Source organism: Metamycoplasma faucium (genome assembly GCF_045160055.1).
GTDB classification, from domain to species: domain Bacteria; phylum Bacillota_I; class Bacilli_A; order Mycoplasmatales; family Metamycoplasmataceae; genus Metamycoplasma; species Metamycoplasma faucium.
In genome coordinates this window covers 360,721-382,559 of the sequence record NZ_CP088155.1, presented here as the reverse complement: position 1 = coordinate 382,559, position 21,839 = coordinate 360,721, and the positions used below count along the sequence as shown (strand labels likewise).

At 24.4% G+C, this 21,839-nt stretch carries 20 protein-coding genes, 3 tRNA genes and 1 pseudogene; 9 read left to right on the top strand and 15 right to left on the bottom strand.

What is annotated here, in order from left to right:
• Nucleotides 1-167: 167 nt before the first annotated feature.
• The 14 genes and pseudogenes from LQ356_RS01710 to LQ356_RS01645 all read right to left on the bottom strand — a co-directional run bounded on the left by LQ356_RS01710 (nucleotide 168) and on the right by LQ356_RS01645 (nucleotide 13,689).
• Nucleotides 168-527, bottom strand: coding sequence for a hypothetical protein (locus tag LQ356_RS01710; RefSeq protein ID WP_405312134.1), 360 nt, complete (start codon nucleotides 525-527; stop codon nucleotides 168-170).
• 199 nt (nucleotides 528-726) lie between these two features.
• Entirely contained in the window at nucleotides 727-1,455 is a 729-nt protein-coding gene (locus LQ356_RS01705; RefSeq protein WP_405312132.1) for a triose-phosphate isomerase, read from the bottom strand.
• Between the two features lie 9 nt (nucleotides 1,456-1,464).
• Nucleotides 1,465-1,944 (bottom strand): hypothetical protein, encoded by a 480-nt coding sequence (locus LQ356_RS01700; protein WP_405312131.1) that lies wholly within the window; start codon nucleotides 1,942-1,944, stop codon nucleotides 1,465-1,467.
• Between the two features lie 151 nt (nucleotides 1,945-2,095).
• Nucleotides 2,096-4,600, bottom strand: coding sequence for an ATP-binding cassette domain-containing protein (locus tag LQ356_RS01695; protein WP_405312129.1), 2,505 nt, complete (start codon nucleotides 4,598-4,600; stop codon nucleotides 2,096-2,098).
• A complete protein-coding gene (locus LQ356_RS01690) occupies nucleotides 4,587-5,666 on the bottom strand; it encodes an ABC transporter ATP-binding protein (protein ID WP_405312168.1) in 1,080 nt (359 codons plus the stop codon). Before LQ356_RS01690 ends, LQ356_RS01695 begins: the two co-directional genes overlap by 14 nt.
• A gap of 114 nt (nucleotides 5,667-5,780) precedes the next feature.
• A pseudogene (locus tag LQ356_RS01685) lies at nucleotides 5,781-6,257 on the bottom strand (ribosome recycling factor); the annotation flags it as partial.
• On the bottom strand, nucleotides 6,257-7,564 hold the full coding sequence (locus tag LQ356_RS01680) for an ABC transporter permease (RefSeq protein ID WP_405312127.1): 1,308 nt from the start codon (nucleotides 7,562-7,564) through the stop codon (nucleotides 6,257-6,259). The pseudogene LQ356_RS01685 and the gene LQ356_RS01680, both read right to left, overlap by 1 nt.
• Complete coding sequence (locus tag LQ356_RS01675; protein WP_405312126.1) at nucleotides 7,564-8,718, bottom strand: ABC transporter permease; 1,155 nt, start codon at nucleotides 8,716-8,718, stop codon at nucleotides 7,564-7,566. Before LQ356_RS01675 ends, LQ356_RS01680 begins: the two co-directional genes overlap by 1 nt.
• Nucleotides 8,719-8,720: 2 nt before the next feature.
• Nucleotides 8,721-11,426 carry an OppA family ABC transporter substrate-binding lipoprotein gene (locus tag LQ356_RS01670; RefSeq protein ID WP_405312125.1) on the bottom strand — a complete coding sequence of 902 codons (2,706 nt, stop codon included), beginning with the start codon at nucleotides 11,424-11,426 and terminating at the stop codon, nucleotides 8,721-8,723.
• A gap of 293 nt (nucleotides 11,427-11,719) precedes the next feature.
• A complete protein-coding gene (locus tag LQ356_RS01665) occupies nucleotides 11,720-11,881 on the bottom strand; it encodes a hypothetical protein (RefSeq protein WP_405312123.1) in 162 nt (53 codons plus the stop codon).
• Between the two features lie 209 nt (nucleotides 11,882-12,090).
• Nucleotides 12,091-13,323 (bottom strand): protein NO VEIN domain-containing protein, encoded by a 1,233-nt coding sequence (locus LQ356_RS01660; protein WP_405312121.1) that lies wholly within the window; start codon nucleotides 13,321-13,323, stop codon nucleotides 12,091-12,093.
• 66 nt (nucleotides 13,324-13,389) lie between these two features.
• Nucleotides 13,390-13,463: transfer RNA gene (locus LQ356_RS01655), tRNA-Gly, on the bottom strand.
• 2 nt (nucleotides 13,464-13,465) lie between these two features.
• Nucleotides 13,466-13,539 (bottom strand) — tRNA-Gly (locus tag LQ356_RS01650).
• Between the two features lie 74 nt (nucleotides 13,540-13,613).
• Nucleotides 13,614-13,689 (bottom strand) — tRNA-Arg (locus tag LQ356_RS01645).
• Nucleotides 13,690-13,818: 129 nt separating this feature from the next.
• Here LQ356_RS01645 and LQ356_RS01640 point away from each other — a divergent pair.
• The 7 genes from LQ356_RS01640 to LQ356_RS01610 all read left to right on the top strand — a co-directional run bounded on the left by LQ356_RS01640 (nucleotide 13,819) and on the right by LQ356_RS01610 (nucleotide 17,988).
• The gene (locus tag LQ356_RS01640; RefSeq protein WP_405312119.1) at nucleotides 13,819-14,418 is read left to right on the top strand and encodes an FMN-dependent NADH-azoreductase; all 600 of its coding nucleotides are present in this window, start codon (nucleotides 13,819-13,821) and stop codon (nucleotides 14,416-14,418) included.
• Nucleotides 14,418-14,978, top strand: coding sequence for an NAD(P)H-dependent oxidoreductase (locus tag LQ356_RS01635; protein ID WP_405312118.1), 561 nt, complete (start codon nucleotides 14,418-14,420; stop codon nucleotides 14,976-14,978). The genes LQ356_RS01640 and LQ356_RS01635 overlap by 1 nt, the downstream gene beginning before the upstream one ends.
• Before the next feature lie 99 nt (nucleotides 14,979-15,077).
• Complete coding sequence (gene rplK / locus LQ356_RS01630) at nucleotides 15,078-15,521, top strand: 50S ribosomal protein L11 (RefSeq protein WP_405312117.1); 444 nt, start codon at nucleotides 15,078-15,080, stop codon at nucleotides 15,519-15,521.
• Nucleotides 15,521-16,213 (top strand): 50S ribosomal protein L1, encoded by a 693-nt coding sequence (gene rplA, locus LQ356_RS01625; protein WP_405312115.1) that lies wholly within the window; start codon nucleotides 15,521-15,523, stop codon nucleotides 16,211-16,213. The genes rplK and rplA overlap by 1 nt, the downstream gene beginning before the upstream one ends.
• A gap of 130 nt (nucleotides 16,214-16,343) precedes the next feature.
• On the top strand, nucleotides 16,344-16,535 hold the full coding sequence (locus LQ356_RS01620; RefSeq protein ID WP_405312114.1) for a hypothetical protein: 192 nt from the start codon (nucleotides 16,344-16,346) through the stop codon (nucleotides 16,533-16,535).
• Nucleotides 16,536-16,537: 2 nt separating this feature from the next.
• On the top strand, nucleotides 16,538-17,263 hold the full coding sequence (locus LQ356_RS01615) for a hypothetical protein (RefSeq protein ID WP_405312113.1): 726 nt from the start codon (nucleotides 16,538-16,540) through the stop codon (nucleotides 17,261-17,263).
• 101 nt (nucleotides 17,264-17,364) lie between these two features.
• On the top strand, nucleotides 17,365-17,988 hold the full coding sequence (locus tag LQ356_RS01610; RefSeq protein WP_405312111.1) for a hypothetical protein: 624 nt from the start codon (nucleotides 17,365-17,367) through the stop codon (nucleotides 17,986-17,988).
• A gap of 42 nt (nucleotides 17,989-18,030) precedes the next feature.
• On the opposite strand, the gene eno is transcribed toward LQ356_RS01610, so the two are convergent.
• A complete protein-coding gene (gene eno / locus LQ356_RS01605; protein WP_405312109.1) occupies nucleotides 18,031-19,401 on the bottom strand; it encodes a phosphopyruvate hydratase in 1,371 nt (456 codons plus the stop codon).
• A gap of 83 nt (nucleotides 19,402-19,484) precedes the next feature.
• Between eno and LQ356_RS01600 the strand changes: the two genes are divergently transcribed.
• On the top strand, nucleotides 19,485-20,204 hold the full coding sequence (locus LQ356_RS01600) for a hypothetical protein (protein WP_405312107.1): 720 nt from the start codon (nucleotides 19,485-19,487) through the stop codon (nucleotides 20,202-20,204).
• 60 nt (nucleotides 20,205-20,264) lie between these two features.
• Nucleotides 20,265-21,788 (top strand): trigger factor, encoded by a 1,524-nt coding sequence (gene tig, locus LQ356_RS01595; protein ID WP_405312106.1) that lies wholly within the window; start codon nucleotides 20,265-20,267, stop codon nucleotides 21,786-21,788.
• Nucleotides 21,789-21,839 lie beyond the last annotated feature (51 nt).

Sequence of the window (21,839 nt, the reverse complement as noted above, 5' to 3'; positions counted from 1 at the left end):
TATAAAAAAGCGGCGAAATTCTTCCCATATGATTCAATGTTTCTTAATATTTATCTTTATGTCTTCTATGCTAAAAGGATTTAAAAAAATTATAACTTTTGTTATGAATTTAATTTTTATCTAGCTTTATTTTTGTTCTAAAACATATTAATCAATAAATTTTAAAATTACAAATTATCTTTGTGAAACTTTTTGAGAAATGCAATTTCTCCTAAAATAAATTCATTGAATTTAGACTGTTTTTCAACAAAATCTTCAAGTTTGTCTAATCTATTACTTATTTTGCTAAACATTTCTAAAACTGTTTCTTGAAATTCACTTCGTTTCATAGACTTACCTTTATTTTCTTTAATAATTTTATCATCCTCATTAAATGTATAAATCACATGTTTAATTTTTGGGTTTTCTTTATCTTGTTCTAAATGAAATTTTACACCATTATAAGAATTATAAGATTTATTTAGTGATAATCATGTTTTTAAATCAATTTCATTTTCAAGAATTATTATTACTTTTTTTAATTTCATTTTGTTTTTTCTCCTTTTTATTTCAATGTGTGATTATGTCTACATTTTAATATAAGAAAAATAAGAAATCTAAAAATTGGTAAAATTTTGTGAAAACTCACACTGTAATTTCTCAAAAATTTATAAAAGGGTATTGATTATTAAATTTGACTTTAATTTTTTAATTTATAAAAGGTAAGGAAACATATATAAAGACTTTTTATTTTTTTATTAAATTAATTAAATTATTAAAAGATTTATATTCAAGCGATGCATTTCCTACTAAAAAACCATCTAATGATTTTATTTTTGAAAGTTCATTAATATTTAAAGCATTAACACTACCTCCATATAAAACAGGAATAGAATTATTAAAAAAAGTTTTAATAAAATTAACAACTTTTAAAATATGTTTATATTCGGGGGTTTTACCATTACCAATAGCATAGATAGGTTCATATGACAAAATAATATTTTTTTCAACAAGATTGCGTTTGATTGTTAATAGTTGACTTTCTAAAGCCTCAATTGTGCGTCCAGACATGAATTCTTCTAATGATTCACCAACACAAACAATGGGCAATATATTATATTTTTGACACAATGAAATTTTCTTATTAATTTTTAGAAGTGTTTCTTGGAAATAGTGTTTTCTTTCATAATGCCCAATGATTGCAAAATTAATGTTATTATCAATACAATTTAAAATTGAACATTCACCTGTATATGAACCTTTTTCAAATTCAGAAATATTTTGTGTACCGATTTTTAAATTTGAATTTTTATATATTTGCCCTAATGAAGTTATGTCGGGAGAAAGAGCAAAACCTAAATATAAATTTTGGTTTTCCAATTTATAAATAGTTGAAAAATTATTAAGATATTCTTTAGTTTGATTGTATGTTAAATTCATCTTAAAATTTGCAATTACATAATATTTTTTATTCATATTAAATTCCTATCCTCTTTGTAGTGATATTAAATGAGGTATAAAAATCAAAATTGACACTATACTTATTAATATTAGCAAATAAAAAACTAGATTTGTCATTTTTGGTTTAGATAACAAATTTATTTCTTTATCCTTTTGTTCTTTTTCATACGCTTTACGTTCTTCAAAAATAATTTGCTCTTTTTCCGTTTGAGTTGAGTTAAGTTTATATTTTGCTTTAGCGCGTTTACGAATTATTTTCTCTTTGTGTTGCGTTGAAACTCCCTTAATTATTCCTTTTGCAAAACCTCATCTAAATAATAAAATTATTAAATTGATTGATAATAAAATTACACCTGCAATACTAAGCGAATCAAAAACATTTTTCTTTGCTCCATAAATAAAGGAAATTATTAAAATTACATATATAACTATAGAGATAAAAAAATATAACAATGAAAATAAATTCCAACTATTTTTTCAATATTCTTTTCAATTCTTTTTCATTTTCCCCCAATAAAAATATATTTAATTTTTAATTATAAACTAGTATCAAAAATGGATACATAATTTAAGCAAAATATATTTTATAGACAATTAAGGTTATATACATATCTTGCTTTAAAATAACAAAAACTCATAATTTGAAATTATGAGTCTAGTGTTGTTTAGATGTTTTTTTATAAGTTTTCTTTGGTTTTACATCATTAGTTTCAATTAAAGTATATTCTTCAACAGTTAAGTTGTTATCTTTATCAAGTTTTGGTGTTGTCCATTCCTTAACTTGTTCTTTAGTGCCGTAAATATAATGATGTTCACCAACATTAAACACTTCAGCAACATTTGGAAATTTTTGAGCTTCTAAATAATCAAGTTCAAAAGAAACGTTTTGAAATTTTTCATTTGAATTAGATATTTTAGGAATAGCTTTAAATAAATTAATTGTATATGGATGAATTGGATTTTCAAATATTGCTTCGGTTTTTCCAAATTCAACGATTTTCCCTAAATGCATAATTTGAATATTATCAGCTACATACTCAACCATACTTAAATCATGAGCTATAAAGATAAGTCCAATATTTTTCTTTTGACATAATTCTTTTAATAAATTAACTATTTGAGCTTGAATTGATATATCCAAAGAAGCAATTGGTTCATCTGCAACAACAACACGTGGTTCAGTAATTAATGCACGCGCAATAACAATTCTTTGTAATTGTCCGCCACTAAATTCATGTGGATAACGATATGCAAATTGTTTTAAAAGTCCAACATCTTCAAGCGCTTTATAAATTATTGTTTTATATAGAAGTTGACTAATTCTATATTTTGCAAGAGGATGAAATAATTTATATGATCATATATTTTTACGTTCTTTTCACTTTGTTGATTTTACATCAATCGAATCTGAAGAAGAAAGATTTTTATCGGGATTTAAGTTTAATTCAACTCATTTATTATCAATACCTAATAATAAATGTAAATTAGCTAAATCTTTATTTAAATACTTACGTTCAATAGAGAATGATTTAAGTGTATCTTCTTTAATTGCTAAATCTGATTTATAAATACTAATTAAAGATTCAATAGATTTTTTAGATTTTTCATTTGTAATTTGTCTGCGTAAATATTCTCAATATGATTTTTTGATTTGTTCATATTTTTTGTTGCAAATAGTTTGATATCCAACTAACTCTTTATAGTTTTCTCTTTGTTCTTTTAATTCATTGTAATATTTTTCAATTTTAGATTTATATGAGCGTAAAAATTCGTTCATATTTTCTATATATTTATTTTCGGCTTCTTTAAATTCTGCTAGTGACGAATGTAAAAGTTCAATATCTTTTGCATCTTTAGCACCACGAGCGATAATTTGATTAGTATTATTAATATGCTCTAAAAGATTTGCATTAGTAAGTTCAAAACTTTTACGCATATCATTTGACATTTTAATGAATGATTCATAATCATTAAATTCAAAATTTTTGTTGATTGTTTCTTTAATATTTTTTTTAATATCTTTTTTATATTTAAGTTCACTTAAATATTTATTATAAAAGTCACCACAATAATTATTTAGTTTATTAATTAAATCTTTAATTTGTGAAATTTCTAAATATTTACATTCTTTATAAATTTTACGTAAAACTTCAATTCGTTTTTTATACAATAACTCATTTTTATAATTATATAAATAGTAATCTAAATCAGTTGACATTAAACGTGAAATATTAGCCATCATTTGTTCATTTTTATATTCTTTAATATAATTAACAAAAGTGCTAATTGCTTCATTTTTAAAATCTTTATGATTTTGTATAAATGCTTTATATTGTTTAGATAAATTTTTAAGTAAAATTTTTGCATTATACGCTTCTTCGCTGTACGTTATTAAAACTTTAGCTTTTTCAAGTTTGTCTTTTGCTTTAATAAAATTAATTTCTGGAAGTGATAAATCTTTATTACGGTATTTAGCTTGACATTCATAATATAGATCTAATAATTTATTAGTATTAGAATACATATTATTAATAATAATGGATTCCATATTTTGTTTTTCTTCTAAATAACCAAAAAAACTTGTGAAATTATCTTCATTTGATAAAGAGCGATCAAAATCAAACATGCTTAATTTTTTAGTTCATTTTTCAAAAAATGGACGAGCTATTTTTGTTATTTCACGATAGTTTTGACTTTCCAAAGCCATTGCATTAATTTGAAAAGTGTATTTAAAACTATTTTTAACATCTTCTCAATCTGAAAAAATATCTTTAATTTTTTCAGACATTATTCCATTAACCATTAATGGTTCTTTTAAAATAGAATAAATTGGTTGCTGACCATTTAGTGAAGCATGTGGATCTTGGAAAATCATTTGCACATTTTTACGTAAAAATTTTCTTCTTGCGTTTGATATATATTTTCCAGATATTATTTTCCCATCAAGTCTAACAAAACCATTATAATCATCATAAAGTCTTAACAAAGAACGTCCAACAGTAGTTTTACCTGAACCAGATTCACCAATAAGACCAACAATTTCTCCTTCATGAACATCAAATGAAACATCATCAACAGCTTTATTTATAAAACCTTGATTAACAAAATATTTTTTTAAATTTTCAAGTGATAGAATGATTTTTTTATTAGTTGTTTCCATTTTCAAACGCTTTCTTAAAAGCCAATAAACGCTTATTTAATTGTTCAGATAAAGTAATTTTAGGTGCTTTAGGGTGTAAAAGTCAGGTCGCTGCCGCATGAGTTTTAGTTATTTGAATTAAAGGAGGTTCTTTTAAAAAGTCAATTTCGATTGCATATTCATTACGTGGTGCAAAAGGGTCTCCTAACGGTAGATTAGCCATGTCAGGTGGTGTTCCTTGAATGTTGTAAAGTTTTTCATCTTTATTTTCAGGAATAGCGGAAATTAATGCTCAAGTATAAGGATGGGCAGGAGCGGTAAAAATTTCTTTTTTAGTTCCACATTCAATTATTTTTCCAGCATACATTACATAAATATAATCACAGAATTTTGCAATAACAGAAATATTATGACTAATTAAAATAATTGAAATCCCCATTTTTTGACGAATATCCTCAAACAAAGCTAAAACAGATGCTTGTACAGTTGGATCAAGAGCTGTAGTTGGTTCGTCTGCAATAATTAAATCAGGTTTTAAAGCAACTACCATTGTAATAACAATTCTTTGTTTCATCCCTCCTGATAAAGTATGAGGATATGCTAAAAATATTTTTTCAGCATCACGTAAACCAAATTGTTTTAATAATGATATTAAATATTCTTTCTTTTCAGTAAAAGGTCTTTCTTTTCAATCATTATTATTATTTAAAGCATCAAGTAATTGTTTTCCAATTGTTCTTGTTGGATTAAGACTAGTTAATGGATCTTGCGGAATATATCCAATTTTTGAACCACGAACATATTGTCAATATTTTTCTTTTTTAATTTTACTTAGTTCTCAATTTTTAATTTGAATTTTATCAGCTGTAACAATACCATTCTCATTAACATTAATTAATGTTTTTGAGGTAACAGATTTACCAGAGCCCGATTCTCCAACAAGGCCAATAATTTGTCCTTTATAAACATCTAAATCAATACCACGAATAATATGAATAGTTTTATTTCTGCCAGCTGGAAAACTTACATGAAGATTTCTAACTTCCAAAATTTTATCATCTTCTAAAGGACTAGTTTTTCAATTCATTGAAATTTTTTTAACTTTATTAATTTCTTTTTGAATTGGTGTTAATCTTTGCTTTCTATTTTTTTGCAACATTAATGAATTAACATGACTCAAAATTGCTTTTGATTCTTTTGTAAGTAATGATAGATTTTGATTTAATTGTTTTTCATCTAAGTTTATTGAAGTATCCGATTTAATTTTTTTAATTAAATCTTGCTTACAATCATTAAAATTAAGTTTAAATTCAGTTAAATGTTTATCAACTTCTTCAATTAATTTTGATCTTATTTCTTTAAGTATAAAGTATGTAACGATAATATTATTTTCATATGTTTCAACTTCAATATCTAAACCAGAATTAATTAAAGTTTTTTCAATTGGCTTTAATGCACTTATATCGTTTGGTTTAATTAATAATTCAATTTCATTTATTGCTTCAATAGTAGCTATTTCATTAATAAAATGTGATTTACCTTGATACATTACCTTAATATTTTTTAATAATTCAGGTGATGCTTTACCTAAAGGAATATGTGTTAATTTTTCTTTAAAGTTATCAATTAATTTATCTGATTCTTTTTTTAATGTATTAATATATTTTTCAATTTCCATTATTTTCTCTTTCCTCTAACAATAACTTTAGGATCCAAGGCATCATGAACACCCATTGCAATAAAATGCAATGATAATGAAAGAATTAATAATATAGTTGCAGGTAATGCCAATGTTCATGGATTTTGAGCAGCATAAGGAGTATTTTCAATTAACATTTGACCTAAATTAATATCTGATTTTTCTTTGAAAAATCCAAGAAATGCAAGTGAAGCAACACTTAATATAATTGAAGGAATTCTTCTAACAAAGTTTGTTGCAATTTTTCCTAATACAGCAGGTAATGCATGAACGAATACTTGACGTGAAGTGTTTGCACCAACTGATTTTGCAGCAATTATATATTCTTCATCTTTAACAGTAATAACAAACATTCTTGTTGCTGACACTGGATATGCTCAACCGGTTATGATTAATGCTCCAATTAATGCAGATTGCGTTGCTCCAAAAATTGTTGTAAATAATAGCAATCAAATAAGATCAGGAAGTGATAAGAATATATCAATTATTCTCATTGCAATAGTATCAATTTTTTTACCAGCATGAAAACCTAAAAAGGCCCCAATTGAAACACCAATAAAAGTTTGAACAATTGCTGCTACTAATGCTATTCATATTGCTTTTCATGTTGCATATCAAGTGGTGGTTCAAATGTCTGCTCCTAAATGAGTAGTACCCAACAAAGTATGCAATTCAGGAATTTTTGATAGTGCGTTATCAATAAAAGCATTATCTATTGTTTGCCCTTCGTTAATAGCTTTATTAACAAAATTTAAAAGAGTAGCTGCTTTATAAAATGCATAAGCATTATAAGTAACTAAATTAATGCCAGAAGGGGTATATGTATCAATTGATTTTGTTTGGCCGTTAAACTTAACAGTTTTTAGGAAAAAATCAAAGTAATGTCGTAAATTTTGAGGTAATTTTTGAATTTGTTTTCATACGTTAACGAATGCAGAACCATCATCAATTGGTTGATCTTTTAATAATGGTTTTGCAAGTGGTGGTAAAAGTTTAATATTATCATAAGGTGAAACTTCTTGATTTGGCACATATCAACGTGCTGCTTTTGAAGGTATGATTATTGAACATAATAATAAAACAATAAATACAATAAAAGCAATAACAACAACTGGATTTGAAAAAAATCTTTTAACGATTTCCAAAATCAATTTTTTAGGTTTACCAGCAATAGAAGTTATAGTTTGTTTTTTGCTTTCTGGAACTAAATTAAATTTATTTTGTAGTTCTTGACTAATTCTAAATTTTTCATTAAATTCTTTTGCAGTTAATCGATTAGACGGCATTATTTAACCTCACTTTTAGAACTAGTAGAAATCATACTTTCATTTGCTTCTTTTTCTAATAAATCTTTAATTAGTTTTTTTCTTATTAAATAAGTTTTTAACAATAATACATAATTTTTTTTGCTCTTCATTCCATAAGTTATACGTGGGTCTAAAATTGCATAAAGTATATCAACAACAATTTCAACAGATAATGATAAAAATGAGAAGAATAAAGTTGAAAACATTACAACATATAATTCGCCATTAGGAAAAGCATATGCTATTGTTTGACTTGTGCCCGGAACATTTCAATATCTCTCAATAATTATACTTCCTGATAAAAGGAAAACAAATGAAGGAAGAATAATTGCAATTAAAGGAATTGATATATTTCTTAAAACATATTTAAAGAAAATTTGTTTTTGGCTCAAGCCTTTTGTTTTAGCAATTAAAACATAATTTGATGTTAAAACAGTAATAACTTGATTTCTTGCATATGTTGTATAAACTGCTAAAGAACCTAAAGTTATAACAATAATTGGTGGTAAATAACCAATAAAGAAATCATATGCAGTTTTTGCAGGATCATTAAATTTAGGAACATTAGGTGAAATTCCTAATTTAAAAGCTATAGTTATTGCAATAGGTGCAATAATAAATGAAGGTAAAGCTATAAAAATTAAAACAAATACATTTATTGTTGAATCTTGTCATTTTCCATGTTTATATCCAGCAATAACTCCAAAAGTTACACCAATAAGAGCTGATAAAACAAAAGCGGGAAACGAAATTAAAACTGAATATTTAAGTGGAATAAAGAATAATTTTGACATAGTAGTATATTCATGTTGATTTGGATTATTCCTATTATCAGTCAAAAAGCCAAAATCACCCTTTGCTAAAATGTTACCTATATATCTAAAGTATCTAAGAAGAATTGGAATTGCAGCACCTGGTTTTTCAACTGTACCAAAACGCATTCCATTTTTTACTTCCAATTCTTGAACAATTAATTCAAATGGTTTTGTATTATGTGGTTTTTGCGCTTGCTCTCTTGCCAAATTCATAACTGGATTAGGTGCAAAAGCAGCCACTAATGTAAAACATAAAATAGAGATAATAAATAAAGCAAGAATAGCAAACGCTATTCTTTGTCAAATATATTTAAACATAATTATTTTTTCTTGATATTAACCATTTTAATATCACCATGGAATAATGGTAAACCAGATACAATAGGTTGTTGATAATGTTTATTAATTAAGTAAGGCGTAAATTCTTGTTTTGAGATACTATTAACACCACTTTCAGAATATGTACTCATATATGAAGTTAATTCTGCCATTAATTTAGCAATATCATCGTTAGTTAATTGTTTGAAATAATTTAGTCAAAATGTTGCTGAAAACTCATACACGTCAGTTGCATTGTTAAAAAGTTCTGCTTTTCCACTTGAAAAGTCTAAATCATATTTACCTGCGGTTTCTTTTCATTTATATAAATATCTACCACGAGTAAATGTATACATTCTTGAATTTTTAATCTTATATAAATCTTTGAAAGGAATTGAACCATGATAATTTGTTGTACCATATTCAACTAATTTTTCAGCTAATTTAAATAATTGAGGGAATGCTTTCTTTACATTTTCAGGTTTTTTGTCAGCTAGATAGGTTAATAATGGGAACAATTGATTTGACCATGAAAGACCATCAAATCCAGAAGCAGTTGAATCAAAGTCATAATTTCAACCCGCAAATTCCATACCTGAAACACCATTATCACGAACATCATTAAATGTTTTATCCTCAGGATTTGGAGTATCTTGATATTTTATTTCGAGTCTTGGATCTAATTCAGCATAAAGTTTTTCTAATTTTTCACGTGCTTGTTTTAATTGTGCCTCAATATTTGCTCATTGATAATAACTTGTATATTGATATTTTTGTCCTTTATATTGAGGGTTTTGTTCTTCAAATTTATCTAACACTTTTTTAACAGCAGCTTTAATTTTTTCAAATTCAGCAGATTTTAATTTTTCTGAAACTTCAGCAGTTTTATTAATTCAATTAATATTTTGTTCAGGAGTTATAGATGTAACTTTATTACCATTTTCATCTAATCCCATTAAAGTATTAACTTGTTCATAATAATCAATTGGTGATTTTGGATTACTATCTTGATCCTTACCACCCATTGATGAATTTTCTGCCATTTTAGCAAGTCATGGTTTTTGAACACGATTTGTTGAATAATCTTCAAAATAATTTCAGTTAACTGCAGCATTCAACAATGTTCTCATTGAAAGCCCTAGCCCTGAAGCATAACTATCAATATTGCCTTCGCCATTTGAAAGTTCTTCTCTAGTTGAACCTCACATTAATTTTGCATAAGCATCATTAAATAAATAAGAATCTTTTTTGTTTTTACGTACATATGGAACAGTTAAAAATCTATATGTAGGGCTTGAATTATTAAATGTTTTTGAATATTTAAGTCCTAATTCATCTCTTTTCTTAATTATTTCTGCCTTTTGAGTATCACTTAATTGAGAGAAAGCTATAGAAGTAACATCTCCATTTAAGTATTCTTTATATTGGTTATCATTAAAAATCTTTTTATCAGTATTAGCGTTAGCTTGATATCTTCAAACTAATTCTTCTAATTTATCTTTTCGATTAACTCATTCTTGGTCTCAATAATTTTGATTAGCTTTTATAACTCTATCTACACCATTTCTTGGTAAAGCATAATATGGACCTGCATATAAAGTGTTTTTAGCAGAAACACCATATCAATACAATCCTGCTTGATATGCTTTTGTATCTTTTATTTGTTCAAGTTTATCTTTAATTGCTGAAGTAGAATCTTGATCAATATAGTTATATGCAGTATAAGATGAATTTTTATTCATATCATCTATATATTTAGATGGAGCTGCAGACATTTCATATGAACCTATAGTACATTTTTTGAAAAATGTATCAAATTGTGAACCTTTTGATTCATCGATTAAATCAAAAGTTAAAGCTTTGGTTCCATTAGCTATGCCATTAACTCCATTAACCTCAGTTATAAATTTAGATTCATCATAAAAATTAGAAGAATTAACATTAAACACTCTATATAAATATTCATTGTTGTATGAACTATTTGAAGTATAGTATGGAGAGTTTTGTTCACATAATGATTCATTAGCAATTTTATCTAATTCTGCGTTCCCTCCAAGTTCATGTCTTTTTTCAGTTGTTAATCCCGCTGTTCTTAATCATGAATAATAGAAATCACGTGGTGAAACTCTATATTTAGTTTTTCTTCCTTGATGATCAGTTCAATGAGTGTTTTCCTTAACAGTTACTTGAATTTTCTTTGCATTTCTTAAATCTTCTAAAAATTTAGGATTATTTATTGATTGTTCATCATTTGATGTAGCTTGAACATTTATTTTTGAATATGTTCCATCTGCTTTATCAGCACTTGGCTTAATTTCAGCTTTATCATTGTTATAAACTTTTTTTGTTCCATCTTTCATCGTTAAAACAACTTCTTTAGCAAGTTCTAAGCGATATTTAGAAAAAGTTGGTTGCAATATCTTTTCATCATTTGAAACATTGGGTTCATTTAAACCTTGTTTTCTAAATAACAAACCACCTGTTTCTTGAGTGTTTGTAGTAGGTTGAAAACTACCATATGAAGTAGATATGTCATGCATGAATGCTTGTGATGTATAGGTTGAAGCTCAACTTCTCACAAATCTTTTTTGTGTTATATTTTTATTTTGACGAACGCATCTTAATGACATTAACGGCAATGCACCCATTAATGCAACAAATGATGTTCCCGCAAGTAATCACAGCTTATTTTTTGTTTTACTTTTCATTTTGTTTCCTTTTATCATTTTGATAATTTATATTAATATAATTAATATATTAATTAATTTTAATTATAAAAATATAATAATAAATTATAAATAATTTTTAAATATATGGATTTTTTACCATAAATTTAAATTAAATAACATTTTATTTTAATTTTTATTGGCTTTTTAGGGATAATTTTTTATGTCTAAAACTTTTATGGATTATAAGATTATTTATATTAATTTTGTTATTTAAATAAGATTATGTTCCTTTAAAAGCCATCAATTTAGTTTTTAAATTATTAATTTTATTTTTAGCAAGATACATTATTAACCATAATTCTATTAATATAAATATTCTTAATAATATTCATATTTTTAGACATAAAGTTAATAAATGCAATAGAAAAATTATCAACATTTTTAATAATGTTGCAAATAAATGTAGTCTTTATTTGTCTTATTTTCTTTTCCATTACATAAATTATTTTACTATTTTTAAAAGAATTTAACAAAAATATTCATTAAATTTTGCTTCTTCTATATTTTATTAATTTTGCTATATCTATTTTTTAGCTAAAATTTATTTAAAATAAAAATAAATTATTTAAGTGAAATTTTATTTTTATTAATGTTTATCTATAGATAAACCAAGCAAAATTGATATCAAAAAATTAAGATAAATTTATACTTTTCCTTTAAATTCATATTTAACAGGTTCAAACATATCTATTATTGCAGATATGGGAATTTGTTTTATTATGCTAGGATTATTTAAATTAATATACATAATAAAGTGTGAATCTTTATTTTCTTGTGCAAATTTGAGTTCAGCACTACTTATAAAAAAAGCTATGTTGTTTTTATCATTAGATTTTGACGATTTAACTTCAATATAAATTTTTTTATGAGTATCTTTTTCATAATAGGCAAAATCATAATGTTTATAATCATCACGCTTTTCTCCTAAACATGGCGATTCTATTTCTATATTTTCATCAATATTTAAACGTAATTTCCCGGCTTTAGATTTAAGATATTTTTCTACAATTTCTTCTCCTGTTTTACCAATTCTGTTTTTTATTACTATGTCTCTATAATTTAATGGGTTAATTTGTCCATGTTTTTCAACTTTTAATTTTGAAGGTATTTTTTCTATTGAAGAAATGTATTCCAATTTAATACATTTAACATTAATATTTTTAGGTATTTTGCTCATTTGTTTAATTTCTTTGTCATTAATTAAATTTTTATATTGACTATAAATAAATTTCATAAATAACAAAGGTGTTATATTAGATCTATTTAGTGATTTAAGAAATCAAAAAAGTTTTCTTCTTTTATTTATTCTATCATCATCATTATTATATGAAATTTCAAGCATTAATAAAATATCACTTAAATCATCATCGCCGTAAATAGGTATTCAATTTTCTGGATCATATAAATATATAAGTTTATTTTTAAATAATGGGTTAATTTCATTATTTATAAGTTCATCATATTTCTTTTTTTCAAGATCGTCTAAAAGTTTAGTAATTTTTTGAATAATATTTTTAAATATTTCGTCCTTGTTATCTCCAAATTTTGTTTTTTTAGTTTTTTTGTTTCCAAATACATAATCATTTATTTCTTTATCAAAATATAAACCAAAACGAGAATATGAAGTAAGTCTTCCTCCTCTAATATCACCCAAATTACGTAAATTATCCTCAACTCATCAACAAAATGATTTAGTCTTTTTTCCAATAACATATTCATCAATATTCATCTTTGCTATTTTTTTCTTAGGAAAAAGAGACAAAAATTCTTTATGACGTTTTTTATCATTATTTAATTCTTTTACAATATCTTTCTTATTATTTGAATATCAAATGTCATATTCTTGTAAAAAGTTATCAATAATTTCTTTATTCATTTTATTCCTTAATATATGAAATTTAAATTAAAAAATGACATGAAGTCATTTCGGTAAATTAATATATGGTGCGGATGAAGGGAATCGAACCCTCGTATTCAGATTGGCAACCTGATGTTCTACCATTGAACTACATCCGCAATGGTGCAAGTGAAGGGAATCGAACCCTCGTATTCAGCTTGGAAGGCTGATGTTCTGCCATTAAACTACACTCGCTTTTAAAAATGCAATGTTAATTATATAATAAAAACGAATTGACATATTCAAATATTAAAAATAAAATAAAAAAATGGCGATCGCGGCAGGAATCGAACCTGCGACAACAGGCTTAGAAGGCATGTGCTCTATCCCCTGAGCTACGCGACCACACTTAATTATTTTAGCACATTTTGCATAATTGTATTTATTGATTTTTATTTTAAAAACTAAACCATTGCATTTTTTATATAATAAAATAACAAAAATACAAAAAAATAAACAATATAAGGAACAAAAATGAATAAAGTTATAGTTTTATACTCATCTCCAGTTAATAAAGATATATCAATATCAACATATTTAACTAAAAAATTTGTTGAACAATATAAATTACATAATAAAGACGATCAAATTATTGAATTTGATTTGAATGATTTAGATTTAAATCAACAATATCAAAATTCAAACAATATGTCTGAATTTTTTAAAAATGAATTAAATGATAAATATATTAATTTATTAAAGGAAGCAAATAAATTAATAATTGGTGCACCAATGATTAATTTTAATATTCCAGTTACTCTTAAAAACTTTATTGATCATATTGCTATTGCCAATAAAACATTTTCATATAAATATTCTAAAAAAGGTGATGCAATTGGCTTATTAAATAATTTAGATGTACAAATAATTGCAACACAAGGTGCACCATTAGATTGATATCCATTTGCGAGTCATTATAAATTTTTAGAAGGTTTTTGAAATTTTGTTGGTGCTAATGTTAAAGAATCAATCATAATTCATTCGGTAAAAATAGCTGAAAACATCAAAAAAACTAAAGAAGAATTTTATGAAGAAAATAAAGCTTTAATTGAACTAAAAGCTAAGGAATTATAGTGAAAAATGTATATATTATTGTCGGACATCCTTCACAAGATAGTTTTAGTCATAAATTAGCTAATGAATATGAAAATAAACTAAAACAATTAAATATAAATGTTAGACGTGCTAATTTAAATGAACTAAATTTTGATCCAATTTTAAGAAGCAAAGATCATAAATTAGAACAATGTTTAATTGACGCACAAGAAAACATAAAATGAGCAAATGAAATAATATTTTTCTATCCTTTGTGATGAGGAAACATTCCTGCATTATTGAAAGGATTTATTGATCGTGTTTTTTTACCAAATTTTGCATATAGATATCATCAAAATGATCCATTTTGAGATAAATTACTAAAAGGTAAAACTGCTAAAATATTTTCAACATGTGATGCTCCGCAATTTTATAATTCCTTATTTTTAGGTAATCCTGATTTTAAATTTATGAAAAAATGCCTGCTAAATTTTTGTGGAATTAAAGTAAAATCAATGAAACGAATTGATTCATTGTATAAAAAATCAGATGCAAAAAGAAAATTAATTATCAATAATATACTTAATAAAATTAAATAGTTATTATGATATAATAGCAAATGCAATATTACATTGCTTATAGCAAGTGGGAGAAATAAATTCAATAAAACCACGAAGCTCGAAAGGAACTTACTTATTATGGCTAAAGAAATTGTAAAAAAAGCTAAATTACAATTCCCTGCCGGTCAAGCAAAACCAGGACCAGCATTAGCAGGGGTTGGAATTAATATGCCTGAATTCACTAAGGCTTTTAATGATAAAACTAAAGATAGAGGATCAGAACCTGTTCCTGTATTGATTACAGTGTATAAAGATAAATCTTTTGATTTTAAAATTTTTACATCACCCGCTTCATATAAATTAACTCAAGCAGCAAATGTTAAAAAAGGCAGTGCAATTCCTAATAAAACTAAAGTTGCAACAATTACTCTTGCACAATTAAAAGAAATTGCTGAATATAAACTTCCTGACTTAAATACAACAAATATTGAATCAGCTATGAAACAAATTTATGGTACTGCTAAACAAATGGGTATTTTAGTTGAAGGATATGATGAATGATTAAAGAAAGGAACTAACTAATGGCTAGAAAACTTTCTAAAAATGTGCAAACTGCAAAAAATATGATCAAAAAAACTGATATATATCCATTGCAAGAAGCAATAGAACTTGCAAAAAAAGTTTCATTTGCAAAATTTGATGAATCGATTGATATTGCTATCAATTTAAATCTTGATACTAGAAAATCTGATCAACAATTAAGAGGTGCAGTTGTATTACCTAACGGATCAGGAAAAAGTGTAAAAATATTAGTTGCAACAGATGATGTTAATGCACAAAAACAAGCTAAAACCGCAGGTGCTGATTATATTTATTCAGCCGCCGAATTACCTGAAGTTTTGAATCAAGATAAATATGATTTTGATGTAATTGTTGCCGATCCTAAAATGATGTTAGTATTGGGAAAATATGGTAAAAAATTAGGACCTAAAGGTTTAATGCCTAACCCTAAAACAGGAACTGTTACTGTAAATCCTGCTAAAGCAGTTGAAGAACTTAAAAAAGGTAAAGCAAATTATCGTGCAGATAAAAGCGGAATTATCCATACTTCAATCGGTAAAAAATCAATGGATAGCAAAAAGCTTGCTGAAAATGCTGAAGTATTAATCCAAACAATTAAAAAACTTAAACCAACAGCGGTTAAAGGAACATATATTAAAAATATTACTATTTCTGCAACAATGGGACCATCTGTAAAAGTAAAAATAGATTAATTAACCAAATAATATGAGGTATTTTATGTACTTCATATTTTTATTTTTTTGTTATGTAGACTATTATCATTTTTTATAAATAAAGTTATAAGTTTTATAATTGTATTTATTAAGAGAAAGGAAATAAAATATGTTAACAATACCAGAAATTAAAACTATTTCAGGTTTTGAAACACAAGAAATTTTTACTCTTGAAAAACTTTTATCTTATACAAAAATACAATTAAATTTATTAGTCCTAACAAAAGTTTACAATCCCAATTTAAAAGAATGATATATCAAAACTCTTCCAAATAAAATTTTAATTGATAATTTAGGATAAAAATGTTTTTATTAATTAGTTTAGAAATTTCTGTAATAAATATGGTTTTAAATTGAATTCTATTTTACTCAAACACAAGATACATTTTATTTCATTTAGAAAATATAACATTTTTTTTAGAAAAAAAATTGTATGTTAATTTAAAACTAAATAATGTATTCAAAAAAACAAAAATTAAAAACATTTTTTGATTGATAATATACATCATTGATTTAATGCTATTTTTATTATTTATTACTTTAAGCTATTTTTATGATAAAGAACCTTTGACAGAAAAATTAATTACATTTATGTTTATTATTATCATTTTAATTACTATTTCATTTTTTATTATAAATGTGTTATTAAAAACTAAAAAATTAAAAATTAAATACAATGAATTAAAAAAGTTATATAGCAAAAATGATTATGAAAAATATTTTTTAAATATAAATAGTTTTGATTTAAAAGATAAAAAATTTAGCATTATTGATGAATACATAAAAAACAAAAAAATGAAAATTTTATATATACCCTTAGCATGAAAATTTACAATTGCATTTCCAAATTATAAAAAGTTAAAGATATTATTAAATAAAATACCATCATTTGAAGAAAAAATTTTATACATAAATTCAATATTAGCCACTGGACCTCTAAAATTAAAAATTAAAAAAGAATATCTTGATCGTGAGCAACTTAGTTATTTGAATTATTTAATTATTGATGATATTAAAAAGGAATTATAAAAATGAATTTAAAAATTTACATTTATTTAATATGGTTAAGTACATTGCTGCTTTCAATAATATGAATATTGATTTTTAAAAAGTTTATTTTTAATAAAAAAATGTTGTTTTCTTTAAAAGCAATTGAATTTCTAGAAAATAATGAATTATCAATTTCACGTAGCTTTTTTAAAAAAATATATATTATTAATGCTTGAAAATATCTTTCATTAATGTTTCCTATTTGTATATTTAATTATCCATTTGGAATGACAATAATGTATTTAAATCTAGAAATAAATATGTTATTTAAATATATATCTTTTTTCATTAGTATGTTATTTCCTACTATAATTTCAATTCCATTATACAAATGATTAAAATTAAATATTCATTATAAAATGTATAAAATCAAAAACATTATTAATAGATTTAATAATTCGTTTTTTACAGAAATAAATGATGATTGAAAAAATAATGATTTTATCAAAACTCTTAATAATGAAATAATTATTGAATTTAAAAATTTAAAACCAAAAGTATCTGAAAAAATAAATTTAGATAAAATTAAAAAAATGTGTTTTAGAAAAAATAAATTTAATGCTTATAAATTAAATTATTTAATGTTCAAAAATATCGATAATGTATATATTAATAATAAAAAATTATCTTCATATGAGCAATTATCACTTTTAAGAATATATTTATTTGACATAATTAATAAGTCTAAACCTTATTTTGATTAAAAAACAAAAATTCCCGATTAAATAATGGGAATTTTTATTAAATTATTTAAGATTTATAAAAGCTTCTTTACCTTCGTATTTAGCTTTAGGACCAAGTTCCATTTCAATTTTTAATAAACGATTATATTTGGCAATTCTATCTGTTCTTGAAAGCGAACCTGTTTTTATTTCGCCTGTATTAAACGCTACAGCTAAATCTGCAATAAATGTATCTTCAGTTTCCCCAGAACGATGTGAAATCACAGGAATCATATTGGCATTTTGAGTTAATTTAATAGCTTCTATTGTTTCAGATAATGAACCGATTTGATTAATCTTAATTAATGATGCATTTATAGCATCTCTTTTAATAGCTTCTTTTATATAAAGAGGATTTGTAACTATTAAATCATCTCCAACCAATTGAACTTTATCTCCATATGCTTTTTTCATTTTCTCAAATCCATTTCAATCATTTTCATCATGTGAATCCTCAATTGAAATAATTGGGAATTTATTAATTAATTTACCATAATATTCAACAAATTCATCTGAACTAAATTCATATTTTAAATTTGAATATGATTCAAAGCCTGCTCTTTTTTCTTCTATAGCAGCTTTAAATTTCTTAAAAATATATTTATTTGATTTTGCACAATAAAGTTCTGAACTTGCAGCATCTAAACAAATTGCAACAGCTTTTTCTCCTGAAGTTGCAGGATTAAAGCCAGCTTCTTTAATTGCATTAACTAAAAATTCTAGTGCTTCTTCATGTGTATGTAAATTAGGAGCAAATCCACCTTCATCACCAACTTGTGTACCGTGTCCTGCTTTTTTTAATAATTTAGCTAAAGTGTGAAATACATAATTAGCCATTTGCATAGCTTCTTTAAAGGTTTTCGCACCTAAAGGCATAATCATAAATTCTTGAAAATCAATTGTATTTGAAGCATGTTCTCCGCCATTTATAACATTTAACATAGGAACAGGCAATTTATAAGCTTTACGATTATCTAATGAAGCCAAATAATCATATAAAGGAATGTTTTTTTCAATAGCACTAACTTTTGCACAAGCAAGTGAAACTGCAAGTATAGCATTAGCACCTAATTTAGATTTAGTAGGTGTTCCATCTAAATCTAACATTATTTTATCGATTTCAAATTGCTTTGATGGATCTTTCTTTAATAAAGCGGGTGCAATTATATTATTAACATTATCAATTGCACTTTGAACTCCTTTACCTCCAAATCAATTCTTTTCATATTTTGTCCCTTTATCTCTTAATTCTAAAGCTTCCTTAGAACCTGTAGAAGCACCGGAAGGAACCAATGCTTCAGCATAAGCTTTATCAGTATAAAGTTCAACTTTGACAGTAGGATTTCCTCTGCTGTCCAAAACTTCATAAGCATTAATTTTTGTAATTTTTGACATTATTTTCTCCTTGACAAAATAATTTTAATACTTTATAATTATAGAGTATATTACATAAAATTCTTGTTTATGGAGATTAAAAAATGAATAATATAGATAATAATTTTGAAACCAAAATTGATGAAATTAATAGTTATATTACTGAAGATCCTTTAAAGGCGACTTATTTAATTGATGAAGCTTTATTGCAATATCAATATTCTAAAGAATATCAAGAAATCTTAAACTCATTGCGTAACAAAGCGTTGTTCCAAATTAAAAAAAATAATTTAATTGCAAAAACAAATCTATCAACTTTAGAATTAATTAATTTTCTTAAAAATAAGAAAATGGACCATTTGTTTATGGTTTGTTATAACGCTTTACTAAACAAAGAAAAAGATGAAATAAAACAATTTGCTTCTGAATTTCAATATTTTTTTAATACAAAATCATTTGAAGAAGCTTCATTTCAAACTTTAATTTATGATTTTCTAGTTCAAAAAGAAATTGATTATGACTATTTATATAATAATAAAAATATTAATCCATTAAAATTAGGATCCCTACTTCAAAATGATAATATTCTTAAAATCCAAAAAGATATACTTAATAAGTATGAAAAAGATGTAGCAATTTATAAAATAGCATCTCAAGTTTTTGCTGCATATTTATTTTTAAAATGAGATGACATTTTATATAAAAATACAGAAAATGAGTGAAACACAATTAATAATGTTACTAATGTATTTTTAGGTAAAGAAGATGCTAAAAATTTAAAAAGTAAGGATGAAATAGATTTATACAATGTATTTTCAAAATAAAATAAAATTTTATATAATTTAATTTATTTTATTAGTACACTTGAAATTAAGGAGATAATAATGTCAAGAAAATTAGATGAAAAAGACTATATTTTAACAATAGATTGCAAACTAGAAGGCGAAGAATGACAAAAATTTATTGATAAAGCAAAGCAAAGTTTACTTGCAAATGTTGTTGTACCAGGCTATAGAAAAGGTAAAGCTCCTTTACGTGAATCATTAAAAAGAATTTCAGAATTTGAAATATTAGATAAGGCTTCACAAAACTCAATCAATTATATTTACAAAGAACATATCCTTCCACAAATATCAGATGATGATATGGTATTTAATCGTCTTGATAATAGTTTAGAAATAACCGATTTATCTAAAAATAATATAACAATGAAAGTTTCATTTATTTTATATCCAAAAGCAACTGTTGGAAACTATAAAGAACTAAAACAAAAATTGGAAAAATTTGAACCAAATAAAGAAGATATTAAATATTTTGAAAAAGAAGCAATTTCAAAATATATAGTTATGTTAGAAGTAGACGAAAATGAAAAAATTAAAAATGATGATGAAGTCAACTTTGACTTTTCAGGTTTAGTTGATGGAAAACCATTTGATGGTGGAAGTTCTGAAAATTATGACCTTGTTATTGGTTCGAAAAAATTTATAGCTGGATTTGAAGATGGAATGATTGGTCTTAAAAAGGGAGAAAGCAAAGATATTAACCTTAAATTCCCAAATGATTATCATGTTCCGAATTTAGCAGGTAAACCAGTAACATTTAAAGTAAAAATTAATTCAATCAAAAGACCTTCATATCCTGAGATAAATGAACAATTTATTAAAGAAATTAACATTCCAGGAATTAAAAATATCGAAAACTATAATAAAAATATTTTTTATAACGCTCTTGAAAGCAATATTGAAAATGCAAAAAATACTTTTATAAGTAAATTAATTAATCCTTTAAGAAAAGTATCAAAAGTTAAAATTCATCCAGAAATATTAAAAGATGAAATTAATAGAATGTATAAAAACTTTCAAGAAGAATTAAAAAAACAAAACATTACAGAAATTGAATATTTTGACACAATCGATATGACTAAGGATGATTTAATGAATCAATTTGAAAAAGAAGCATTAAAAAATCTAGAATTTTCTTTCATATTAGGAGCAATTGCTGAAAAGGAAAAAATTAATCCAACTCTAAAAGAATATGAAAAAGAAATAGATAAATTCCAAGAAAAATTCAAATTCTTAGACCGTGAACAAATTAAACAATACTTTAGTTTCGATAAATTTGCTAACACTCAAACTGATTTAAGAGTTAAAAGCAAATTGATTGAATTAATTGACCCTGAAGGATATAATTTATTAAAAGAAAAAACTGATGAAGTTGAAAAATTTAGAACCAAAATTGAAAAAACTGTAGAAAAAGATCGAAAAGAATTAGAAGAATCTCAAAATAAATCAACTGAAGAAAAAGTTGATTCTTCTAATGATAATAAAAAAGAAACTGCTAAAAAAAATAAAACTTCAGACTCAAAACCTAAAGAAAAAACTGCTTCTACAACAAAATCAAAGAAATAATTATTATTACCAAAACAAAAATATGGCATTAGGCCATATTTTTTGTTGTCC